The following is a 16,918-nucleotide window of genomic DNA, read 5'->3' as shown; positions in this document are numbered from 1 at the left end:
GTCCACAATGTCTTATTCTTCTCGCGCATGACGAAGCTGCTCGACCAGGCTCTTGAAGCCGTTCGGCGCTTGCCGCCCGACGGCCAGGACGAGATCGCCCGCGCTATGCTCACATTGAGCGCCGTTGATGATGAGGCAGAATCCACCGATGCCGCTCACCTGCCGGCCGTCCTGGAGGGCCTCGCCCAGGCCAAGCGCAGCGACTTCGCCACGGACGCTGAAATCGAAGCGATATTCCGCCGCTTCGATTGATGAAGCTCCGCTTCACGCGGCAAGCGGCGAGTGATCTTCAGGAAATAGCTGACGACATCCAGGAGAGGAATCCGCAAGCCGCGAAGCGCGTCCGCGCCGCGATCCTACGGTCCCTGAAAGTCCTCGTTCTCTTTCCCGCATTGGCCGGCGGCAATCGACCGACGAGGTCCGCAAGCTCATCACACGGCGCTATCCTTACGTCGTGTATACGCCATCAACGCTGCAGCCGAAGAAGTCGTGATTCTGACCATTCAGCATCCCGCTCGCGATCGGCCTTATTCTGATACTTGGCGGCGATACGCCGTGCGGCCTGTCACTTCACCTTGCCCTGCTGGAGCGCGATGTAGTTCTTGCGGCCCTCGTCCTGCGGCAGCGGGATCTCGCGGCGCCGCGGCTGGGTGGCGTCGAGAATGCCGTCGCCCAGCGCCTCCTGCACCAGCGCCTTCCAGCGTGCCGGACCGGCTGGCGGAAACAGCTTGGGCGCGTCGCCGATGCTGTCGAGATATTCGCAGATCACCGGGCTGTCGTAGATCGACATGCCCTCGTCGGTGATCAGGGTCGGCACCTTGGACAGCGGGTTGAGCGCCAGAAGCGCCGGATCGGTCGTGCCGATCTTCATCCGCTCGATCTTGCTGTCGATGCCGCGCGCGATGGCGCAGGCGGTGACCTTGCGGACGTAGGGGCTGGCGGGAGAGGAGGCGAGCTTCATCGATCTCCTCCGATTGAGGGCCGCATCTTGCTCATCGTCTTGGACCGATATCATCGTCTTTATGAGCGGCAATTCCGTCATGAGCGGCAATTCCGTCGAGACAACGAAAGCGGCGGCGAGAGCCGGCTCCATATCATGCCGAGCGTCGATCGATCCCGAGCCGTCCGAGCCGAGGAAACGGGAAGCTCCTATCGGCGGACGACCCCGACCGCTCGTCGGGTGGGGATATGCCCCACACTGGGGCAAATCCACCACCCACCCCTCGTGATTGAGACGCATTCGAGCGCGTCCGGTCAAGCGCTGTGAAAATTGTGTGACCTTGGCATGCAGTCTGCTCTTGCAGGTATTCAAGGTGGGGAGCAATCAATGTCGGCCTGCAGCGAACAGCCAGGCATGAGAGGCACGGTGAAGACGCGAGGCAGGAGTATGAGGCCGCGAACGCATAGGGCCACGAGCAAGAGGGCACGCGTTTGAAAAGGACCTTCAACATCCGCCTGTGGTTCGCGGTCGTCGCCCTGGGCCTCGTCGGCGTGATTTGCGGTGCATCGGCTTATTGGGTCGCCGAATTCATCACCCGGAGTCTTCTGGAGTACGAAAGCGAAATATCGCAAGAGTTCTTTCAGGGGATCGTTGCGGTCGAGGGCGATGCCGTGTTCGGAGGACCCGCACCAGGAAATCCGGCGCTGAGGGAGTTCGTCAGGCATCTCGTCAAGACGCCGGGCATGATGCGGGCAAACATCTACTCTGCCGATCGCCAGGTGTTGTGGTCCACGGAGAAGCAGCTGGTCGGTCAGAGATTTGCCGACAACCCCGACCTCGAGAAGGCGTTGAAGGGCGAGCGCATCACCGAAATCAACTCGATCGAACATCACAAGAGCGAATACGTCGCCTTGCCACACTCGGGGCGCTTCATCGAAGCGTACTTGCCGATCCGTTCGGCACAACCAGATCACGACGTTATCGGCGCAATTGAGCTCTACAAATTTCCGACTTCGTTGAACGTCACCATCGACCAGGCACGCCAAATGATCTGGCTGCTTGCGTTGGGCGCCGCGCTCTTGCTCTATCTGACCCTGTTCTGGATCGTCGAGCGCGGTGCCGTGCAGATCGAGCGTCAGCAGCAGCAATTGGCCCGGCTTCAATCCTTCGCCATGATCGGCCAACTCGCCAGCGCGATCGCGCACAGCCTTCGGAACCCTATGGCGGCGATCCGATCGACCGCGGAGTTGTGGCGCAGCGAGTTGCCAGCAGGTCGCACCGACGTAGCCGAAGACGTCATACGCGAGGTGGATCGCATGGACGGATACGTCCGCGATCTGTTGTCGTATGCGCGTCCCGAACTGTCCGACAGGCAGGCATTCGATCCAATGACCATCGTCGACCTGGCGGTCGCCAAGCGCAAAGGCGCCTTGCAGAGAAGTCGGATCGCCGTGCAACGAACCGATCAGCGTGAGCGTCGCTCGACGAGCCTGATCGATCCCGTTCTGTTCGAGCATGCCGTAACGAGCATCGTCGACAACGCGATCGAGGCAATGGGCGATGGCGGAAGGCTCGATATTGCGGTCTCCGAAAAGTCAAAGGGGCGACAAGTGTCGATCGAGATAGCCGACAACGGGCCGGGCATTCCGCCGACCCTGCTCACCCGAGTCTCCGGTTCCTACTTCACGACCAAGTCCAGGGGGCTTGGCCTTGGCTTGGCGCTGGCGCGAGGTGTCATCGAGAGATGGAACGGGAGTCTATCCATTTCGAGCAGCGTCACTTCGGGGACGTCGGTTACGATTACTTTGGAGACGGTGCCCCACCGTGCGTAGCCTGGTTCTCCTCGTTGAAGATGAGGCGCTGCTCGCGCGCAACGTCAAGACTTACCTCGAGCGCCGCGAATACGAGGTGGTCGTGGCCGGCACGTTGCGAAGCGCCGCGAAGGCCTATGAAGAACTGCAGCCAGACGCCATCCTGATAGACCAGAACCTTCCCGACGGCGTCGGGATGGACCTGATAAAGACGATCAGGAGTTCCGATCGGGCCATAAAACTGGTGATGATCACAGCCCACGGCAGCGTGGAAACCGCGGTCGAGGCGATGAAGTCTGGCGCGGACGACTATCTTACCAAGCCCGTCGGCCTCGACGAAATCGCTCTGCTCCTCGAGAAGCTGGTGGAGCAGTCGAAGCTGGAGAGTTCGCTTTCCTACTTCAGGACAAAGGAAGAGCGACGCAGCGGACTCGACAGGATCGTCGGGGACTCGCCGGCAATCCGGGACATGAAGACGCGGATCGGAATGGTCATCAATGCCGACAGCGGCGCATCGGGCGCGCAGCCGGGGCCGCCAGTCTTGATTCTCGGCGAAACCGGGACGGGAAAGGAGCTGATCGCGCGGGCGCTGCACTTCGACGGACCGCGCCGCAAGGCGCCTTTCATTGAGGTCAATTGTGCCGCGTTGCCCGAGCACCTTGTGGAGTCCGAGCTCTTCGGTCACGAGAAGGGGTCCTTCACGGACGCGCGCGAAAAGAAGGTCGGGCTTTTCCAGGCTGCCGATGCCGGGACGCTGTTTCTGGATGAGGTCGGCGAACTGACCCTGCAGGCTCAGGCAAAGCTCCTGAAAGCCATCGAGGACGGGGTCATCCGTCCTGTAGGCGGCGTGCGTGACAGGCGCATCAATGTCCGGCTGATTGCCGCGACCAATGCATCTCTCGAGGACAAGGTTCGAGTAAACGAATTCCGCAGCGATCTATACTATCGCCTGAACACGATCACGATTACCTCGCCCCCATTGCGCAGCCGAGCCAGCGACATCCTCAGCCTTGCCGGCCTCTTCCTGAAGGAATGGCGCAATCGCTATGGACGCAGCGAGTTGACGCTGACTCCGGCGGCAGAGGCGGCACTTCTCGCGCATTCCTGGCCAGGTAACGTTCGAGAACTCAGAAACGTCATCCAGCAAGCCTGCATGCTGACCGCTGGAAGCCGCATCGAGCCACCTGACCTGAGCCTGCGCGAAGTCGTGGCAATCGGCTCCAAGGAGCGACCGGAAGCGAACGGCGCGACGCTCGGGAATGTCGAGCGCGAACTGATCGTCACCGCCCTCCGGAAGGTCCATGGCAACGTCACGCTGGCCGCGAAGTCGCTCGGCGTGTCGCGTGACACATTGCGTTACCGCATGGACAAGCATGCTCTTCGACGCGAGGAATTCGTATAAACTCCGAAGGTCCAATGGCAGCTTGGTGAGAAGCCCCACAATGGCGAAATGCCCCACCATTCCCCCACAGCCTAAAAACAGAATTAGTCCATTAAATCAATAAGTTAGAAAGCTTCCGAACGATTGGCATGTGGGGTGCTCCTAAGGCGGTGCCGGGCTTTTCCGGTTTTGCCTGAAGGGACTATCCAATGATCTCCAATCGCTTCGTTGCCGCCGCCGCAATCATCGTCGGCATCAGCGCTCTCGCCGGCACGGCGTCGGCAAGCACGGTCGAGGCCAATTTCGAGAGCCAGCTCGCGTTCGATGCCGACAACCTCGTCACGCAGGACACCTCGCTGTCCGGCGTGCGCGAGTTGAATCGTGAAGCCGAAAGCCGCGGCCGCAAGAACGAGACAGGTGAAGATCAACGCGGTCGCCATCGCGGCCGCGGCCGCTAACTTCGCGTCTAGACTTGTCGGCACCTCCGTCGCCAATGCGATGGAGGTGCTGATGGCCGCGATGAATCGCCCCCTTCTAGCGCTCCTCTTCATCGTCCTGTCGAGCGGTCGCGCGACCGCTTTCGATCCGGAGGGCGCCACGGTAGAGCTTTCGAACTTTGGAAATCTGGGTGGTTTCTCCCTTGGCTTGTTCGGCATGGATTCGAGCCGTTCAGCGCGACCGGCGGAATACAATCAACTCCTGAGCAAGACGGCTGCGCTGGAGGCATCCTGGTCGGGTGGCGGGTTTCTGGTCGCGCTGTCAGCGGGCCGCACGAGCTACGCGGGCCTTGCGCCCTCCGGGTTTGCCGCAGGATCGGCCAACTTCGCGGGTCTCACCCTGCGTCAGGAGATCGGGACCGTTGCGAGAGGTACGATCGGGGCGGAGTTCAACGGCTATAGGTATGACTGGGAGGGCGAAACTTGGCGCGAGCTGAACTTCAGCCTGAGATGGTCGCGAAGGTTCTAGCCGGGCTCGGCTGGTCCGCGATCGTGCGCAACACGCGAAGCAGGCCGTCCTCTACCGACCGTATGGAGCAAGATCCGACACATAGCCCGCGGCGACATCGGTCGCCAGGGCCGCGTCACTCCGTATTCTCGGGTCGCCGTGCCCGCCGCCGCCCGGAGTCCCGAGGGAAACCGCGTCGCCCTTCTGGATCACGTACTGCTTCTTCGGGTCGGTGAGCTTGCCGTTGATCCGCAGCTCGCCCGGCGCGGTGACGGCCGGGGCCGCCGGAATCGGGCCGCAGCTTCTTGTGGTGGAAGCGCAGCGGCGCGATGTGCTCGCTGATCTCGATCGAGGTCGAGGAGACGTTCGAGGGCCAGCTCACGCAGGTGATGCCGTCGCGCTGCGTATTGCCGCCCATGCCGCCGTTGTAGAGGAACATGTTTCAGCAACGGCCTTCATTTCGCCCGAAGGAATGTCTATTCTTATTCCCATGGCAAACGAGCCGGAAAACTTGGTCCTGGCGTATCTGCGGCGGATAGACGAAAAGGTCGACCGCTTGCGCGATGATGTGCGTGAACTCAAGACGGGCCTCAACAGTGTGCGTCGCGATCTGATAGCCCTCGCCGAAGCCGACGCCCGCGTTGAGCTGATGGTCGATCGCCAGGTGGAGCGTCTCGACAAAATCGAGCGGCGCCTGGATCTACGCGACGCGTAGAGACGTACTCAGCGATAAGAGTTTTCAGCTGTCACATATCCCGCCGCCACGTCAGCCACGAGCGCGGCGGCAGAGCGCTGCTTCGGATCGCCATGCCCGCCACCGCCCGGGGTGCCGAGGGAGACGGTGTCGCCCTTCCGGATCACGTACTGCTTCTTGGGATCGGTCAGCTCGCCGTTAATGCGCAGCTCGCCCGGCGCGCCATCCTTGCCGCCTTCGATGCCGAAGGCCGGAAAGATCGTGCGCTCGGCGAGGAAGGAGACGGCGATCGGCGTCTCGCTGCGGCTCTCGATCAGGATCTCCTGGCCCAGCCCGCCGCGGTGACGGCCGGGGCCGCCGGAATCGGGCCGCAGCTTCTTGTGATGGAAGCGCAGCGGCGCGATGTGCTCGCTGATCTCGATCGAGGTCGAGGAGACATTCGACGGCCAGCTCAGGCAGGTGATGCCGTCGCGCTGCGTATTGCCGCCCATGCCGCCGTTGTAGAAGAACATGTTGGCGTAGGGCTTGCCCCCTTCCCGCACGCCCGACTGGTTCATGCCCCACATCGGGCTGCCGCACGCGGCCATCACGCGCTCGGGCACGATCTGGCCGAGGCAGCCGAACACCAGCATCGGCACGTAATGGCCGATCAGCATCCGCGAGCCGCCCGGCGCCGGGAATTGCGGATTGACGATGCAGCCTTCGGGCGCGCTCAGCGAGATCGGCCGGAAGGCGCCCTCGTTGTTGGGCAGGTTGGGGCTGGTGCAGACCTTGACCCCGTACATCGCCATCGCCGTCGTGTAGCAGAGAGCGCAGTTGATAGCGCGGTCGACCTGAGCATCGGTGCCGGCGAAATCCATGCTGATCTCGTCGCCTTTGATGGTGAGCTCGAGCTTCATGGTGATCGGCGTTTCCATGATGCCGTCGGTCTTGAGCTCGCTCCGATACGTTCCGTCGGGCAGCTCGCGGATCGCCGCGCGCATCGCCGTTTCGCAGCGGCCCTGGATCTCGCGCGCGAGATCGGTGAGGTCGTCGAGGCCATAGCCGTCCATCAGCACGCGCAGCCGGTCTTCCATCACGTCGAGCGCCACGATCTGCGCATAGAGGTCGCCCATCGTCTGATCGGGCGTGCGCACGTTCTTGCGGATGATGGCAACCAGCGTCTCGTCGGTCCGGCCTGCCGCGATCATCTTCATCGGCGGGATCTGCAGGCCTTCCTCGAACACCTCGCGCGGCTCGGGGCTGCGGATCTTGCCGCCGATGTCCGGCGCATGCGCCGTCGTCGCGCTGAAAGCGATCAGCTTACCGTCCCTGAAGATCGGTTTGGCCAAGGTGATGTCGGGCAGATGGCCGGTGCCGAGCCAGATGTCGTTGGTGATCAGCACGTCGCCGGGCGCGAGCCTGTCGGGCGGGAAGAAGCGCAGGAAGTGCTTCACCGTTTCGGGCAAGGTGCCGATGAAGCTCGGGATGCTCTCCGACGCCTGCACCAGCGACTGGCCGGTCTCGTCTGTGATGACGCAGGAGAAGTCGTAGCTCTCGCGCACCAGGGTCGAGAAGCTGGTGCGCACCATGGCGACCGCGGCCTCGTCGACGGCGGAGATAAGGCGCCGCCACAGCAGCTCCAATTCGATCGGATCGAAGGTGCGGGTCATCGAAGGACACTCATGGCCGGGAGCGCGGCTCTCCAGAGCCGCTCATGGGATGTGGCAGTCCGAAGAAGAGCGGCTCTGGAGAGCCGCGCTCCCAGCGAAGACATCAGTTCGCCTCTGCCAGGATGGATCCGTCGTCCAACAGACGCGCGGTCGCGTTGGGGCCGACGATGAAGGTGCTTTCGTCCTCTTCGAACACCGCCGGACCGTCGATTTTCGCGCCGGGCGTGAGCGCGTAACGGTCCCAGACCCTCGTCTGGATCGTCTTGCTCTCGTCCGGGAAGAAGACGGGCCGCATGCCCTTTTCGGCGTTCGCGGACGAATGGCGTGGCAATTCGAGCTTTCCGCCCGTGCCGGGCATCGGCGCGGTGACCGACAGGCGGATGGCGACGAACTGGATCGCCGCGCCCGGCGGCGTGCGGGCGAACAGCGCCTTGTAGGAGTCCTCGAACGCGGCGCGCACACGGGCTTCGGTGAGCGGCGACGGCATGGTGACGGTGATCTCGCTGCCCTGCCCGATATAGCGCATGTCGGCGAGGCGCTTGACGGTGCGGCTCTCGATGTCGGCCCCCGTCAGGCGCAGCACGTCGAGCGATTCCCTTTCCAGCGCAGCGAACATGTCTTCGGCCGCCGTCATGTCGGCGCCAGCGAGCGGCAGGGTGAAGCTCGCCACGCGATCGACCCGCGCGGGCGCCATCAGCATGCCAATGGTGCTGCCGGCGCCTGCGCCGGGCGGGCAGACGACGCGTTTCACGCCGAGCTTGCGCGCCACATGCCAGGCATGGACGGGCCCCGCGCCGCCCGTGGCCAGCAGCGCGTATTCCGAGGGGATGCGGCCGCGCTCGGCGATGGCGACCCGCGCCGCGCCGGCCATGTTCTCGTTCACCACGTCGTGCACGCCGAAGGCCGCGCGCGACGGCTCGACCTGGAGCGCCAAGGCCAGCGCGCCGAACGCCTTGTCGGTCGCCGTGCGGTCGATCCTCATCGCTCCGCCAAGGAAGAAGTCCGCGTTGAGATAACCGAGCGTCAGATCGGCGTCTGTGACGGTCGCATTGGTGCCGCCCCTACCGTAGCAGGCCGGTCCCGGCTGGGCGCCGCTGCTCTCCGGACCCACATTCAGCGTACCGAGGTCGCTCCTGTGCGCTATCGAGCCGCCGCCCGCGCCGATCTCGATCAGCTCGACGGTCGCGATCTGCATCGGCAAGCCTGAGCCGCGCAAAAAGCGCTTCTCGCGCGCCGCCTCGAAGCCATAGGCGACCAGCGGCTCGCCATCGTCGACGAGGGCGAGCTTGGCCGTCGTTCCGCCCATGTCGAAGGCGAGCACCCTCTCCAGTCCGGCGTTGCGCCCGAACCAGGCCCCGGCCAGCGCTCCTGCCGCCGGCCCGCTTTCGAGCAGCTGCACCGGCACGCGCTTGGCCTCGCTCACATGCGTCAGTCCGCCGTTCGACAGCATCAGGAACAGCCCGCCGGGAATACCCTCCGCGCGCAATGCCTGCTCCAGCCGCTCGAGATAGACCTCGGCCAGCGGCCGGATATAGGCATTCGCCACCGTCGTCGACGCGCGCAGATATTCGCGGATCTCCGGCGACACGTCGGACGATAAGGAGATCGACAGGTTCTGGTAGCGCTCGGCGATCGCCGCACCGATGGCGCGCTCGTGAGCGGCGTTGGCGTAGGAATGCAGGAAACAGATAGCGAGGCTCTCGACGCCCTGCTCGACCAGTTCGGCGACCTCGGCCAGCGCGGCATCGACGTCGAGCGGCTTCTCGACAGTTCCGTCGGCCGCCAGCCGCTCCATCGCCTCGCGTCGCCACGGCCGCGGCACCAGCGCCTTGGGCATCTCGATGAACAGGTCGTACAGCTCGTACTTCCGCTCGCGGCCGATCTCCAGCACGTCGCGGAAACCCGCTGTCGTGAGCAGCCCGGTCTTCGCGCCCTTGCGCTCGATCAGCGCGTTGGTGAACAGCGTCGTGGCATGCACCACCCGGCCGACCTGCTCGGGCCTCGCCCCCGCCTTTTCCAGCACCTTCCGTGTGCCGTCGAGCGCGCCGCGCGCCGGATCGTCCGGAGTGGTGCTCTCCTTCCAGATGACGGCGCGTCCGTCGCGCGGATCGTGGATGACGAGATCGGTGAAGGTGCCCCCGATATCGATGCCAAGGGACAACGGCGCTGCTACGGTACTCATTCCGCTTTGATATTGCCTGCTTTCACGACCTTCGCCCAGCGCTCGCGATCCTTTTGGATGTACGCTGCGAAAGCGTCAGGTCCCTGCCTCATCGGCTCGAGCCCCTGCCTCTCCAGTGTTTCCTTGTTGGATGGATCGGCCATCGCTTCGAGGAACAGCTTGGCAAGCCCCGCCTTGATGTCCGCCGGCAATGCCGCTGGGCCGACCAGGCCGAACCAGTTGCTGATATCGAGCGCCGGCATGTCCTTGGTGAGCAGCGTAAGCTCCGGCGCAATCGGCGAGGGCTTGGCCGCCGCAAGCGCCAGCGCGCGCACCTTTCCGCCGCGCACCATGCTCATGATTTCGGAGACATTGGCAAAGAAGAGATCGACGTTGCCCGCAGCCACGTCGGCAATCGCCGGCGCGCCGCCGCGATATGGAACGTGGATCAGCTTGAGGCCGCCGGATTCCGCCGCGAGGAATTCTGCCGCGAGCTGGTTGGTCGAGCCCAGACCCGTGGAAGCGTAGGAGACCTTGCCCGGATTGGCCTTCGCATAGGCCACCAGCTCCGGAATTGTCTTGAACGGCGCCTCCATGCGCACGATCAGCGCCATCGGCACGCCGACGAGGTTGGCGATCGGCACCAGCTCCTTGTCGAGATCGAGTGGAATATTCGAGCCGGGCACGACCGGGCCGACCGCAAGCTGGCCCATGATGCCGATGCCCACCGTGTAGCCGTCGGGCGGCGATTGCGCCACGCTCTTGAGGGCGATGAAGCCACCCGCGCCGGTCTTGTTCTCGACCACGACGGCGAGACCGTGCTTGCGCTGCAGCGTATCGGCGGCAATGCGCGCGGCAATGTCGGCCGTGCCGCCGGGCGCATAGCCGACAAGTATCTTGATCGGTTGCTTGGGAACCCAGTCAGCCGCGTGCGCTGACGCCGCGGCGAGAAACATCGGTGCAGCAAGCAGGCTTCGACGCAGCATGTTCATATTCTCCTGGCCGATGCGAAACGTCGAGCAAGCCCCGTGCCGGGTCAACCGACTTTGCGCTAGTCTCCGCGCGTCATGCCACACTCGATCTCCGCCTCCGATGTCTGGAGCCTCCTCGACCACTGGGCGGAGGAGACACCGCAAGCGCCCGCCTTCCTGCACGGCGACAGGGCGATCTCCTTCGCGGCGCTGCAGGAGCAGGCCGCCCGCGCGGCGCAGGGCCTCGCCGATCTCGGCGTCGGGCCGGGCGATCGCGTGGCACTCTGGCTGCCCAATGTGCCGGCCTATCCGATCCTCTACTTCGCCTGTGCCCGCCTCGGCGCCATCGCCGTCGCGGTCAACACCCGCTATCGCGCGGTCGAGGTCGCCGACATCGTCGGCCGTTCGGGCGCCAGGGTGCTGGCTTGCGCCCCCGGTTTCCGGCGGATCGATTTCCTGTCGATCCTCGCCGATGTCGAGCCGGCCGCGCTCGAGAAGCTCGCGGCGATCGTCGTGGTCGGCGAGGAGCCGGCGACGGCGCCGCCCGCCATCGAGCGGCTGCGGCGGATGCCGTTCGAGCGCCTGCTGTCGCGCCCGCCGATCGGCGCCAACCACGCCGCCGCCAACGCGCCGTGCAATATCTTCACGACGTCGGGCACGACCAGCGCGCCGAAGTTCGTGCTGCATCGCCAGGGCGCGATCGCGACCCACGCCCAGCAGGTCGCGCGCGCCTTCGGCTTCGACGCGCCGGATACCCTCTCGCTCTCGATCCTGCCGCTATGCGGTGTGTTCGGCTTCGACCAGACGCTCTCCACCCTCGCCGCCGGCAAGCCCTGCGTGCTGGTCGAATCCTACGAGGTCGAGGAGATCGCGCGGCTGATCGCGCAGCACCGGCCGACCACGCTGTTCATCAGCGACGACCTGGTGGCGCGCCTGCTCGAGCTCGTGCCGGGCGATCCGCCGTTCCCGTCGGTGAAGTGGATCGGCTATGCCGGCTTCAACGCCGCGCTCGAGAACATCGCCGAGGTCGCCGAGGCGCGCGGCCTTATCCTGCGCGGCCCTTACGGCATGAGCGAAGTGCAGGCGCTGTATTCGCTGCAACCGCTCGATGCGCCCGTGGCACAGCGCAAGAAGGGCGGCGGCGTGCTGAGCTCGCCCTTCGCCCATGTCCGCGTGCGCGATCCCGAGACTGGCGACCTGCTCGGCGTCGGCCAACCCGGCGCGCTGGAATGCGCCGGGCCGTCGCTGATGGTCGGCTACTACGGCAACGAGAAAGCGACGGCCGAGACGCTCACCGCCGACGGCTATGTCCGCACCGGCGACCTCGCCCAGCTCGAGGCCGACGGCAGCTTCACCTTCCTGAGCCGCATGGGCGACGTGCTGCGGCTGTCGGGTTTTCTCGTCAACCCGCTCGAAATAGAGACCCACATCCAGAAGCTGCCGGCGATCGAGGGCTGCCAGACCATCGCCGTCGCGCGCCCGGAGGGCGTGCGCGCCGTCTCCTTCGTGATGCTGAAGCCTGGCGCCTCGCTCGACGAGGCCGCCGTCATCGCCCACTGCCGCCGCGGCCTCGCCAACTACAAGGTCCCTGCGCGCGTCTTCGCGATCGACGACTTCCCCAAGACCCCTTCCCCCAACGGCCTCAAGATCCAGCGCACCAAGCTTCGGCAGATGGCGGAGGAGCTGATGTCATCATAGTGTTCCGGACCGCGAGCCTCCGGCTCGCTCATGTTCATGAGCGAGCCGGAGGCTCGCGGTCCGGAAGACCATGATTACAATTGCTTGCTGGCGATGGCGGCTCCCTGGGCGAGGGTTTCGAGCTTGGCCCAGGCGATGTCGCGGTGGACGCGGCCGCCGAGGCCGCAGTCGGTCGAGGCGATGACGCGGTCCTTGCCAACCAGCTTCGCGAAGCGGCCGATGCGCTCGGCGACCAGCTCGGGATGCTCGACGACGTTGGTGGCGTGGCTCACCACGCCGGGCAGGATCAGGCGGTCGTCGGGCAGCTTGGTGTCCTTCCACACCGCCCATTCGTGCTCGTGACGCACGTTGCCGGCCTCGAAGGAATAGGCGCCGGCCTCGATCCTGAGCATCACGTCGACGATGTCGCGCATGGCGATGTCCGTCGTGTGCGGCCCGTGCCAGCTTCCCCAGCAGAGATGGAAGCGCACGCGATCCCGCGGCAGGCCGCGCAACGCGTGGTTCAACGCCTCGACCTTTGGCATGGTGAACTTGCGATATTCCTCCGCGGTCGGCTCGGGGTTGATCTGATCGAAGTTCTCGGCGATTGCCGGATCGTCGATCTGCAGGATCAACCCGGCGTCGACGATCGCCTTGTATTCCTCGCGCATTGCGTCGGCGCAAGCGAAGACGAACTCGTCGTCGCTCTTGTAGTGGCGATTGCCGATGCGCGCGCAACTCGCCGGGCCGATCGAGGTCATGAAGCCCTCGCTGACGCCATTCGCCGCGAGCGCCGCCTTGAAGTTGGCGATGTCGGCCGCGATCGCTGCATGTCCGGTGTAGCTGATCGGCCCGATGCAGAACGGCCAGTCGGTGGCGCGCGGCCCGGTCGAGACGCCCGACTCCGGATCCGAATAGGCCGCGGCAAAGCGCTGCCGGTCGCGCCGGTCGGCGAAGCTCGACAGCACGGTGTTGCCCGGGCTCGAACGCTGCGCCGGCAAGTCGTAGAGGCCCAGGCCGGTGACCTCGAGGTTGGCAAGCCGGGAGAAGGAATAGCTCCACCAGGCGCGGTAGTTGACCTTCGAGCCCATCGACTTGCCGTATTCGCCGTCGCCCGGCACCGAGATGCCGGCAGCGACCTGGCGGCGCACGACATCGCTCACTGCCTCGGTGAGCGACTTCTGGAACGAGGCCTCGTCGGCCTTGCCGGCTTCGCGCCGATGGTTGGCCTCGATCAGCGAGTCGGGGCGCGGCAGGCTGCCGGCGTGGCTGGTGAGAATGGCATCGGTGCTCTTGCGCATGATCAGCGTCCCTTGAACTTGGCGGGCTTGCGCTTCTCGGCGAAGGAGCGCGCGGCCTCGCCGAAATCTTCCGAAAGGTAGAGCTTTTCAGGTGCACCCATGAACATGACCTCCCGGCTCAGACGATCCATATAGTAGCGCCGCATGCGCACGGTGGAGCGGACGCTGAGCGGCGGGTTCCTGATCACCTCGGCGGCGAGCTCGCGCGCCACATCGAGATACTTGCCCTTGGGCGCGACGCGGTTGATCAGGTTGGCCTTGAACGCCTCCTCGGCGGTGAAGAACCGACCCGTGAGCGCCGCCTCCATCGTGAAGGCGCCGCCGCCGCGATAGTGCATCAGCGCCCAGTACTTGCCGGCGCCCAGGCCGCGCGAGGTCTCGGTGATCTGGAATTGCGTGCCCTCCTCCGCGACGATCAGATCGCACTCGAGCACGATGCCGACCGAAAGGCCGAGCACATAGCCGTGCGCCGCTGCGATCACCGGCTTCCAGTTCACCGCCTTGGTGAGCAGATCCGACGAATGGGTGCCGCGGCCCTGCGGCCCGCCGAGCTTGAGGAATTCCTCGCGACTGCGCAGCTGGCGCTGCTGCACGTCGGCGCCGGTCGAGAAGGCGCGGCCGGTGCCGCACAGGATCGCGATATGCGCAGACTCGTCCGCATCGAAGCGATGCAACGCCTCGCCCAGCGCACCGACCAGCTCGTCGCTGAAGGCGTTCAGCTTCTCCGGGCGGTTCAGCGTCAATGTGACGACCTCGCCGTCCTGCTCATAAATCACGAGCGCCATCGTTTCCCCCTATGCAGTTCGTTCTTGGGTCGCCAGACTAACCGACAAAATCGGGAGGAAACCATGGGCATGATCGCCAAAGCGACAGCCGCGTTTCTTGCGTTCGCGTTCTGCGTAAGCCCTGCAATTGCCCAGAAGAAGTACGATCCGGGCGCTTCGGACAGCGAGATCAAGCTCGGCCAGACGATGCCCTACAGCGGCCCGCTGTCGGGCTTCGCCACGCTCGGCAAGGCCGAGATCGCCTATTTCGCGATGATCAACGACCAGGGCGGTGTCAACGGCCGCAAGATCACCATGATCTCGCTCGACGACGGCACCAGCCCGCCGAAGACGGTGGAGCAGACTCGCAAGCTGATCGAGGACGACCAGGTGCTGGCGATCTCGGGCTCGCTCGGCACGGCGACCAATGCGGCGATCCAGAAATACCTCAACAGCAAGAAGATCCCGCAGCTCTTCCTCGCCACCGGCGCGGCGCGCTGGAACGACCCGAAGAACTTCCCCTACACGATGACCCTGACGCCGATCTACACGGCAGAGGCCAGCATCTACGCCGCCTATGTCATGAAGGAAGTCAAGGACCCGAAGGTCGCCGTGCTCTACCAGAACGACGACTTCGGCAAGGATTTCATCAAGGGCTTCCGCGAGCGGCTGGGGACCGCGGCCAAGACGATCGTGGTGCGCGAGGTGAGCTACGAGGTGACCGACGCCACGGTCGACTCGCAGATGATCGACCTCGCCTCGACCAAGGCCAACGTCTTTCTCAACATCTCAACGCCCAAGTTCGCCGTGCAGGCGATCCGCAAGGCGCACGAGCTCGGCTGGAAGCCGCTGCAGCTCATCGACAATCCCGCCGCCTCGGTCGCAATCGTCATGCGGCCGGCCGGCGTCGAAGCCTCCAGGGGAATCGTCTCGGCCGCCTTCGTGAAGGATCCGACCGATCCGCAGTACAAGGACGATCCGGAGTTCCTCGCCTGGGTCGCGTGGATGAAGAAGTACTATCCGTCGGGCAGCCTCGAAGACGTCCAGAATGTCGTCGGCTATATTCAGGCGCAGACCATGGTGCAGGTGCTGAAACAGTGCGGTGATACGCTGACGCGAGAGAACGTGATGAAGCAGGCGGCGAACCTCAAGGCGTTCCATCCCGCCATGCTGCTCAAAGGCATCGACATCACGACCGCACCCGACGACTACCAGCCAATGGAAGAGATGCTGTTGCAACGCTTCACCGGTGAGCGGTTCGAAGTGTTCGGCGAGCTTCTGAGCGCCAGAGTGAAGTAAGCAAGGAGTGACGAGAGATGGCCAAGCGCAAGAGCATCAACTGGGCGGGCTTCAAGCACGAGAACCCGATCCCCAACGCCAGCATGATCGGCAATCTCATGATGTCGAGCATCATGAGCGGCCGCGACCCCGACACCGGCACCATGCCGCCCGACCTCGATGCCCAGGTCGTCAACATCTTCAAGCAGATCAAGCTCGCCGTCGAAGCGGCCGGCGGCACGCCGAACGACATCCTGAAGGTTCACTTCTGGATGAAGGACCCGGCGACCGGCCGCAAGGCGCTCAACGGCGAATGGTCGAAGATGTTTCCCGATCCGGAATCGCGTCCGGCGCGCCACACCTCGTCCCTCGCCGCAAACGCGCCCAACCATGTGACCTGCGATTTCGTTGCGGTGATCGGCGGCTAGCTGAAACTGGCCTTGTCATCGTCTTCCGGACCGCGAGCGTCCCGCTCGCTCATGATCATGAGCGAGCGGGACGCTCGCAGTCCTGAAGAGCATGAGCGCTTGTTGCGCTACCGCCCCGGCAAACGGAGGTTGGCGACGGCGGCACCGACGAAGAGTTGCGGCCGCGATTGCTGGCGAACGCCGAGCCTGCGCTCGAGCGTCTCGACGCAGGCTCGCGTCGCCTGCGCGAGACCCGCCCAGGTCGACGCCCCGTCGAGCTGCTGCAGGAAGCACTGGTCGTAGTAGGTATAATCGTCGTCGGCACCGCAGCCGAAGCTGGTGCGATCGGCGGCTGCCGCCGCAAGGATGATGCGATTGGGCCGTCGCGTCCCGGCATTGATGAAGGTGCCGCTGTGGCAGGCCGACACGATCAGCACCGTCGGCATCGCACCACAGCCCTCGCTCAGCGCCCTGTCGAGCGCAGCCGGCGACAGCAGGCGGTGGTCGGGCCGCAGGAAGAAGCCCTGCGCGTCGCCGTGGCTCGTCATATAGACGAGGCAGGCCTGCCCACCCGGCGTGCGCAGGGCATTGATGACGTTGGCCGAGCTTGCCAGCCGCTGGCCTCCGGCCCGCGCCGACGAGTAGCTCGTGATATCGCGCACGCCCATCGCCGCAAAGCGCTCGCGCAGGGTGTCGATGCCGTTGTCGAATGCCGGGCTGTTGTTGTCGCCGGCGACCAGCACGGTGCGCCAGCGATCGGCCGGAATGCCGGTACCGGGCGCGGATGACACGGCGTGCGTTGCCGGCGGCGGTCCCTGGTCATCTGCCGTACAGCCGATGACGAGCAGCGTCAGGATCATCGCAGCGGCCAGACGCACGAACATGCCAACACCCCTCGGATTCCTCCCTGCGCGAAGCGCAGGGAGGAAGCGACCG

18 protein-coding genes are annotated in these 16,918 nt (G+C 64.9%); 10 read left to right on the top strand and 8 right to left on the bottom strand.

Annotated elements, in window-relative coordinates; genetic code table 11:
* The first annotated feature begins 27 nt into the window (after positions 1-27).
* Positions 28-252 (top strand): hypothetical protein, encoded by a 225-nt coding sequence (locus ACQY8M_RS22090; RefSeq protein WP_428659720.1) that lies wholly within the window; start codon positions 28-30, stop codon positions 250-252.
* Positions 252-536, top strand: coding sequence for a type II toxin-antitoxin system RelE/ParE family toxin (locus tag ACQY8M_RS22085; RefSeq protein WP_428659718.1), 285 nt, complete (start codon positions 252-254; stop codon positions 534-536). Before ACQY8M_RS22090 ends, ACQY8M_RS22085 begins: the two co-directional genes overlap by 1 nt.
* A gap of 29 nt (positions 537-565) precedes the next feature.
* Here ACQY8M_RS22085 and ACQY8M_RS22080 read toward each other — a convergent pair whose 3' ends face one another.
* Positions 566-961 carry a glutathione S-transferase N-terminal domain-containing protein gene (locus tag ACQY8M_RS22080; protein ID WP_428659715.1) on the bottom strand — a complete coding sequence of 132 codons (396 nt, stop codon included), beginning with the start codon at positions 959-961 and terminating at the stop codon, positions 566-568.
* Between the two features lie 470 nt (positions 962-1,431).
* Between ACQY8M_RS22080 and ACQY8M_RS22075 the strand changes: the two genes are divergently transcribed.
* From ACQY8M_RS22075 to ACQY8M_RS22060, 4 genes are all read left to right on the top strand, one after another.
* Entirely contained in the window at positions 1,432-2,772 is a 1,341-nt protein-coding gene (locus tag ACQY8M_RS22075; RefSeq protein WP_428659712.1) for a sensor histidine kinase, read from the top strand.
* On the top strand, positions 2,765-4,153 hold the full coding sequence (locus ACQY8M_RS22070; RefSeq protein WP_428659709.1) for a sigma-54-dependent transcriptional regulator: 1,389 nt from the start codon (positions 2,765-2,767) through the stop codon (positions 4,151-4,153). The genes ACQY8M_RS22075 and ACQY8M_RS22070 overlap by 8 nt, the downstream gene beginning before the upstream one ends.
* A 188-nt stretch (positions 4,154-4,341) precedes the next feature.
* The gene (locus ACQY8M_RS22065) at positions 4,342-4,590 is read left to right on the top strand and encodes a hypothetical protein (protein ID WP_428659706.1); all 249 of its coding nucleotides are present in this window, start codon (positions 4,342-4,344) and stop codon (positions 4,588-4,590) included.
* Complete coding sequence (locus tag ACQY8M_RS22060) at positions 4,550-5,098, top strand: hypothetical protein (protein ID WP_428659703.1); 549 nt, start codon at positions 4,550-4,552, stop codon at positions 5,096-5,098. Before ACQY8M_RS22065 ends, ACQY8M_RS22060 begins: the two co-directional genes overlap by 41 nt.
* A 115-nt stretch (positions 5,099-5,213) precedes the next feature.
* Here ACQY8M_RS22060 and ACQY8M_RS22055 read toward each other — a convergent pair whose 3' ends face one another.
* Positions 5,214-5,495, bottom strand: a complete 282-nt coding sequence (locus ACQY8M_RS22055; RefSeq protein WP_428675440.1) for a hydantoinase B/oxoprolinase family protein — start codon at positions 5,493-5,495, stop codon at positions 5,214-5,216.
* A 72-nt stretch (positions 5,496-5,567) separates the two neighbouring features.
* On the opposite strand from ACQY8M_RS22055, the gene ACQY8M_RS22050 reads away from it, so the two are divergent.
* Entirely contained in the window at positions 5,568-5,792 is a 225-nt protein-coding gene (locus ACQY8M_RS22050) for a hypothetical protein (protein ID WP_428659701.1), read from the top strand.
* Between the two features lie 8 nt (positions 5,793-5,800).
* On the opposite strand, the gene ACQY8M_RS22045 is transcribed toward ACQY8M_RS22050, so the two are convergent.
* The 3 genes from ACQY8M_RS22045 to ACQY8M_RS22035 all read right to left on the bottom strand — a co-directional run bounded on the left by ACQY8M_RS22045 (position 5,801) and on the right by ACQY8M_RS22035 (position 10,570).
* A complete protein-coding gene (locus ACQY8M_RS22045; protein WP_428659698.1) occupies positions 5,801-7,423 on the bottom strand; it encodes a hydantoinase B/oxoprolinase family protein in 1,623 nt (540 codons plus the stop codon).
* Between the two features lie 103 nt (positions 7,424-7,526).
* On the bottom strand, positions 7,527-9,605 hold the full coding sequence (locus ACQY8M_RS22040) for a hydantoinase/oxoprolinase family protein (RefSeq protein WP_428659695.1): 2,079 nt from the start codon (positions 9,603-9,605) through the stop codon (positions 7,527-7,529).
* Positions 9,602-10,570: a Bug family tripartite tricarboxylate transporter substrate binding protein gene (locus ACQY8M_RS22035; RefSeq protein ID WP_428659693.1), complete on the bottom strand. Its 969-nt coding sequence runs from the start codon at positions 10,568-10,570 to the stop codon at positions 9,602-9,604. The genes ACQY8M_RS22040 and ACQY8M_RS22035 overlap by 4 nt, the downstream gene beginning before the upstream one ends.
* Positions 10,571-10,651: 81 nt before the next feature.
* Here ACQY8M_RS22035 and ACQY8M_RS22030 point away from each other — a divergent pair, with 81 nt between their 5' ends.
* Entirely contained in the window at positions 10,652-12,253 is a 1,602-nt protein-coding gene (locus ACQY8M_RS22030) for an AMP-binding protein (RefSeq protein WP_428659690.1), read from the top strand.
* A gap of 74 nt (positions 12,254-12,327) precedes the next feature.
* Here ACQY8M_RS22030 and ACQY8M_RS22025 read toward each other — a convergent pair whose 3' ends face one another.
* Complete coding sequence (locus tag ACQY8M_RS22025) at positions 12,328-13,533, bottom strand: cobalamin-independent methionine synthase II family protein (protein WP_428659687.1); 1,206 nt, start codon at positions 13,531-13,533, stop codon at positions 12,328-12,330.
* A gap of 2 nt (positions 13,534-13,535) precedes the next feature.
* Entirely contained in the window at positions 13,536-14,318 is a 783-nt protein-coding gene (locus ACQY8M_RS22020) for an enoyl-CoA hydratase/isomerase family protein (protein ID WP_428659685.1), read from the bottom strand.
* A 63-nt stretch (positions 14,319-14,381) separates the two neighbouring features.
* Here ACQY8M_RS22020 and ACQY8M_RS22015 point away from each other — a divergent pair, with 63 nt between their 5' ends.
* Together ACQY8M_RS22015 and ACQY8M_RS22010 are read left to right on the top strand one after the other, a co-directional pair.
* Positions 14,382-15,596, top strand: coding sequence for an ABC transporter substrate-binding protein (locus ACQY8M_RS22015; protein WP_428659682.1), 1,215 nt, complete (start codon positions 14,382-14,384; stop codon positions 15,594-15,596).
* A 17-nt stretch (positions 15,597-15,613) separates the two neighbouring features.
* Positions 15,614-16,003, top strand: a complete 390-nt coding sequence (locus ACQY8M_RS22010) for a RidA family protein (protein WP_428659679.1) — start codon at positions 15,614-15,616, stop codon at positions 16,001-16,003.
* Positions 16,004-16,110: 107 nt separating this feature from the next.
* On the opposite strand, the gene ACQY8M_RS22005 is transcribed toward ACQY8M_RS22010, so the two are convergent.
* Positions 16,111-16,866 carry a C13 family peptidase gene (locus ACQY8M_RS22005; RefSeq protein ID WP_428659676.1) on the bottom strand — a complete coding sequence of 252 codons (756 nt, stop codon included), beginning with the start codon at positions 16,864-16,866 and terminating at the stop codon, positions 16,111-16,113.
* Positions 16,867-16,918: the final 52 nt, after the last annotated feature.

This window comes from Reyranella sp., assembly GCF_965279465.1.
Lineage (GTDB): Bacteria > Pseudomonadota > Alphaproteobacteria > Reyranellales > Reyranellaceae > Reyranella.
This window is presented reverse-complemented; position numbering and strand designations above follow the sequence as displayed.

Excerpts from the sequence above, each read along its gene's own strand:
- ACQY8M_RS22090 (WP_428659720.1), top strand. The coding sequence starts at position 28 with ATGACGAAGCTGCTCGACCAGGCTCTTGAAGCCGTTCGGCGCTTGCCG.
- ACQY8M_RS22085 (WP_428659718.1), top strand. The coding sequence starts at position 252 with ATGAAGCTCCGCTTCACGCGGCAAGCGGCGAGTGATCTTCAGGAAATA.
- ACQY8M_RS22080 (WP_428659715.1), bottom strand. The coding sequence starts at position 961 with ATGAAGCTCGCCTCCTCTCCCGCCAGCCCCTACGTCCGCAAGGTCACC.
- ACQY8M_RS22065 (WP_428659706.1), top strand. The coding sequence starts at position 4,342 with ATGATCTCCAATCGCTTCGTTGCCGCCGCCGCAATCATCGTCGGCATC.
- ACQY8M_RS22055 (WP_428675440.1), bottom strand. The coding sequence starts at position 5,495 with ATGGGCGGCAATACGCAGCGCGACGGCATCACCTGCGTGAGCTGGCCC.
- ACQY8M_RS22050 (WP_428659701.1), top strand. The coding sequence starts at position 5,568 with ATGGCAAACGAGCCGGAAAACTTGGTCCTGGCGTATCTGCGGCGGATA.
- ACQY8M_RS22045 (WP_428659698.1), bottom strand. The coding sequence starts at position 7,423 with ATGACCCGCACCTTCGATCCGATCGAATTGGAGCTGCTGTGGCGGCGC.
- ACQY8M_RS22040 (WP_428659695.1), bottom strand. The coding sequence starts at position 9,605 with ATGAGTACCGTAGCAGCGCCGTTGTCCCTTGGCATCGATATCGGGGGC.
- ACQY8M_RS22035 (WP_428659693.1), bottom strand. The coding sequence starts at position 10,570 with ATGCTGCGTCGAAGCCTGCTTGCTGCACCGATGTTTCTCGCCGCGGCG.
- ACQY8M_RS22030 (WP_428659690.1), top strand. The coding sequence starts at position 10,652 with ATGCCACACTCGATCTCCGCCTCCGATGTCTGGAGCCTCCTCGACCAC.
- ACQY8M_RS22025 (WP_428659687.1), bottom strand. The coding sequence starts at position 13,533 with ATGCGCAAGAGCACCGATGCCATTCTCACCAGCCACGCCGGCAGCCTG.
- ACQY8M_RS22020 (WP_428659685.1), bottom strand. The coding sequence starts at position 14,318 with ATGGCGCTCGTGATTTATGAGCAGGACGGCGAGGTCGTCACATTGACG.
- ACQY8M_RS22015 (WP_428659682.1), top strand. The coding sequence starts at position 14,382 with ATGGGCATGATCGCCAAAGCGACAGCCGCGTTTCTTGCGTTCGCGTTC.
- ACQY8M_RS22010 (WP_428659679.1), top strand. The coding sequence starts at position 15,614 with ATGGCCAAGCGCAAGAGCATCAACTGGGCGGGCTTCAAGCACGAGAAC.
- ACQY8M_RS22005 (WP_428659676.1), bottom strand. The coding sequence starts at position 16,866 with ATGTTCGTGCGTCTGGCCGCTGCGATGATCCTGACGCTGCTCGTCATC.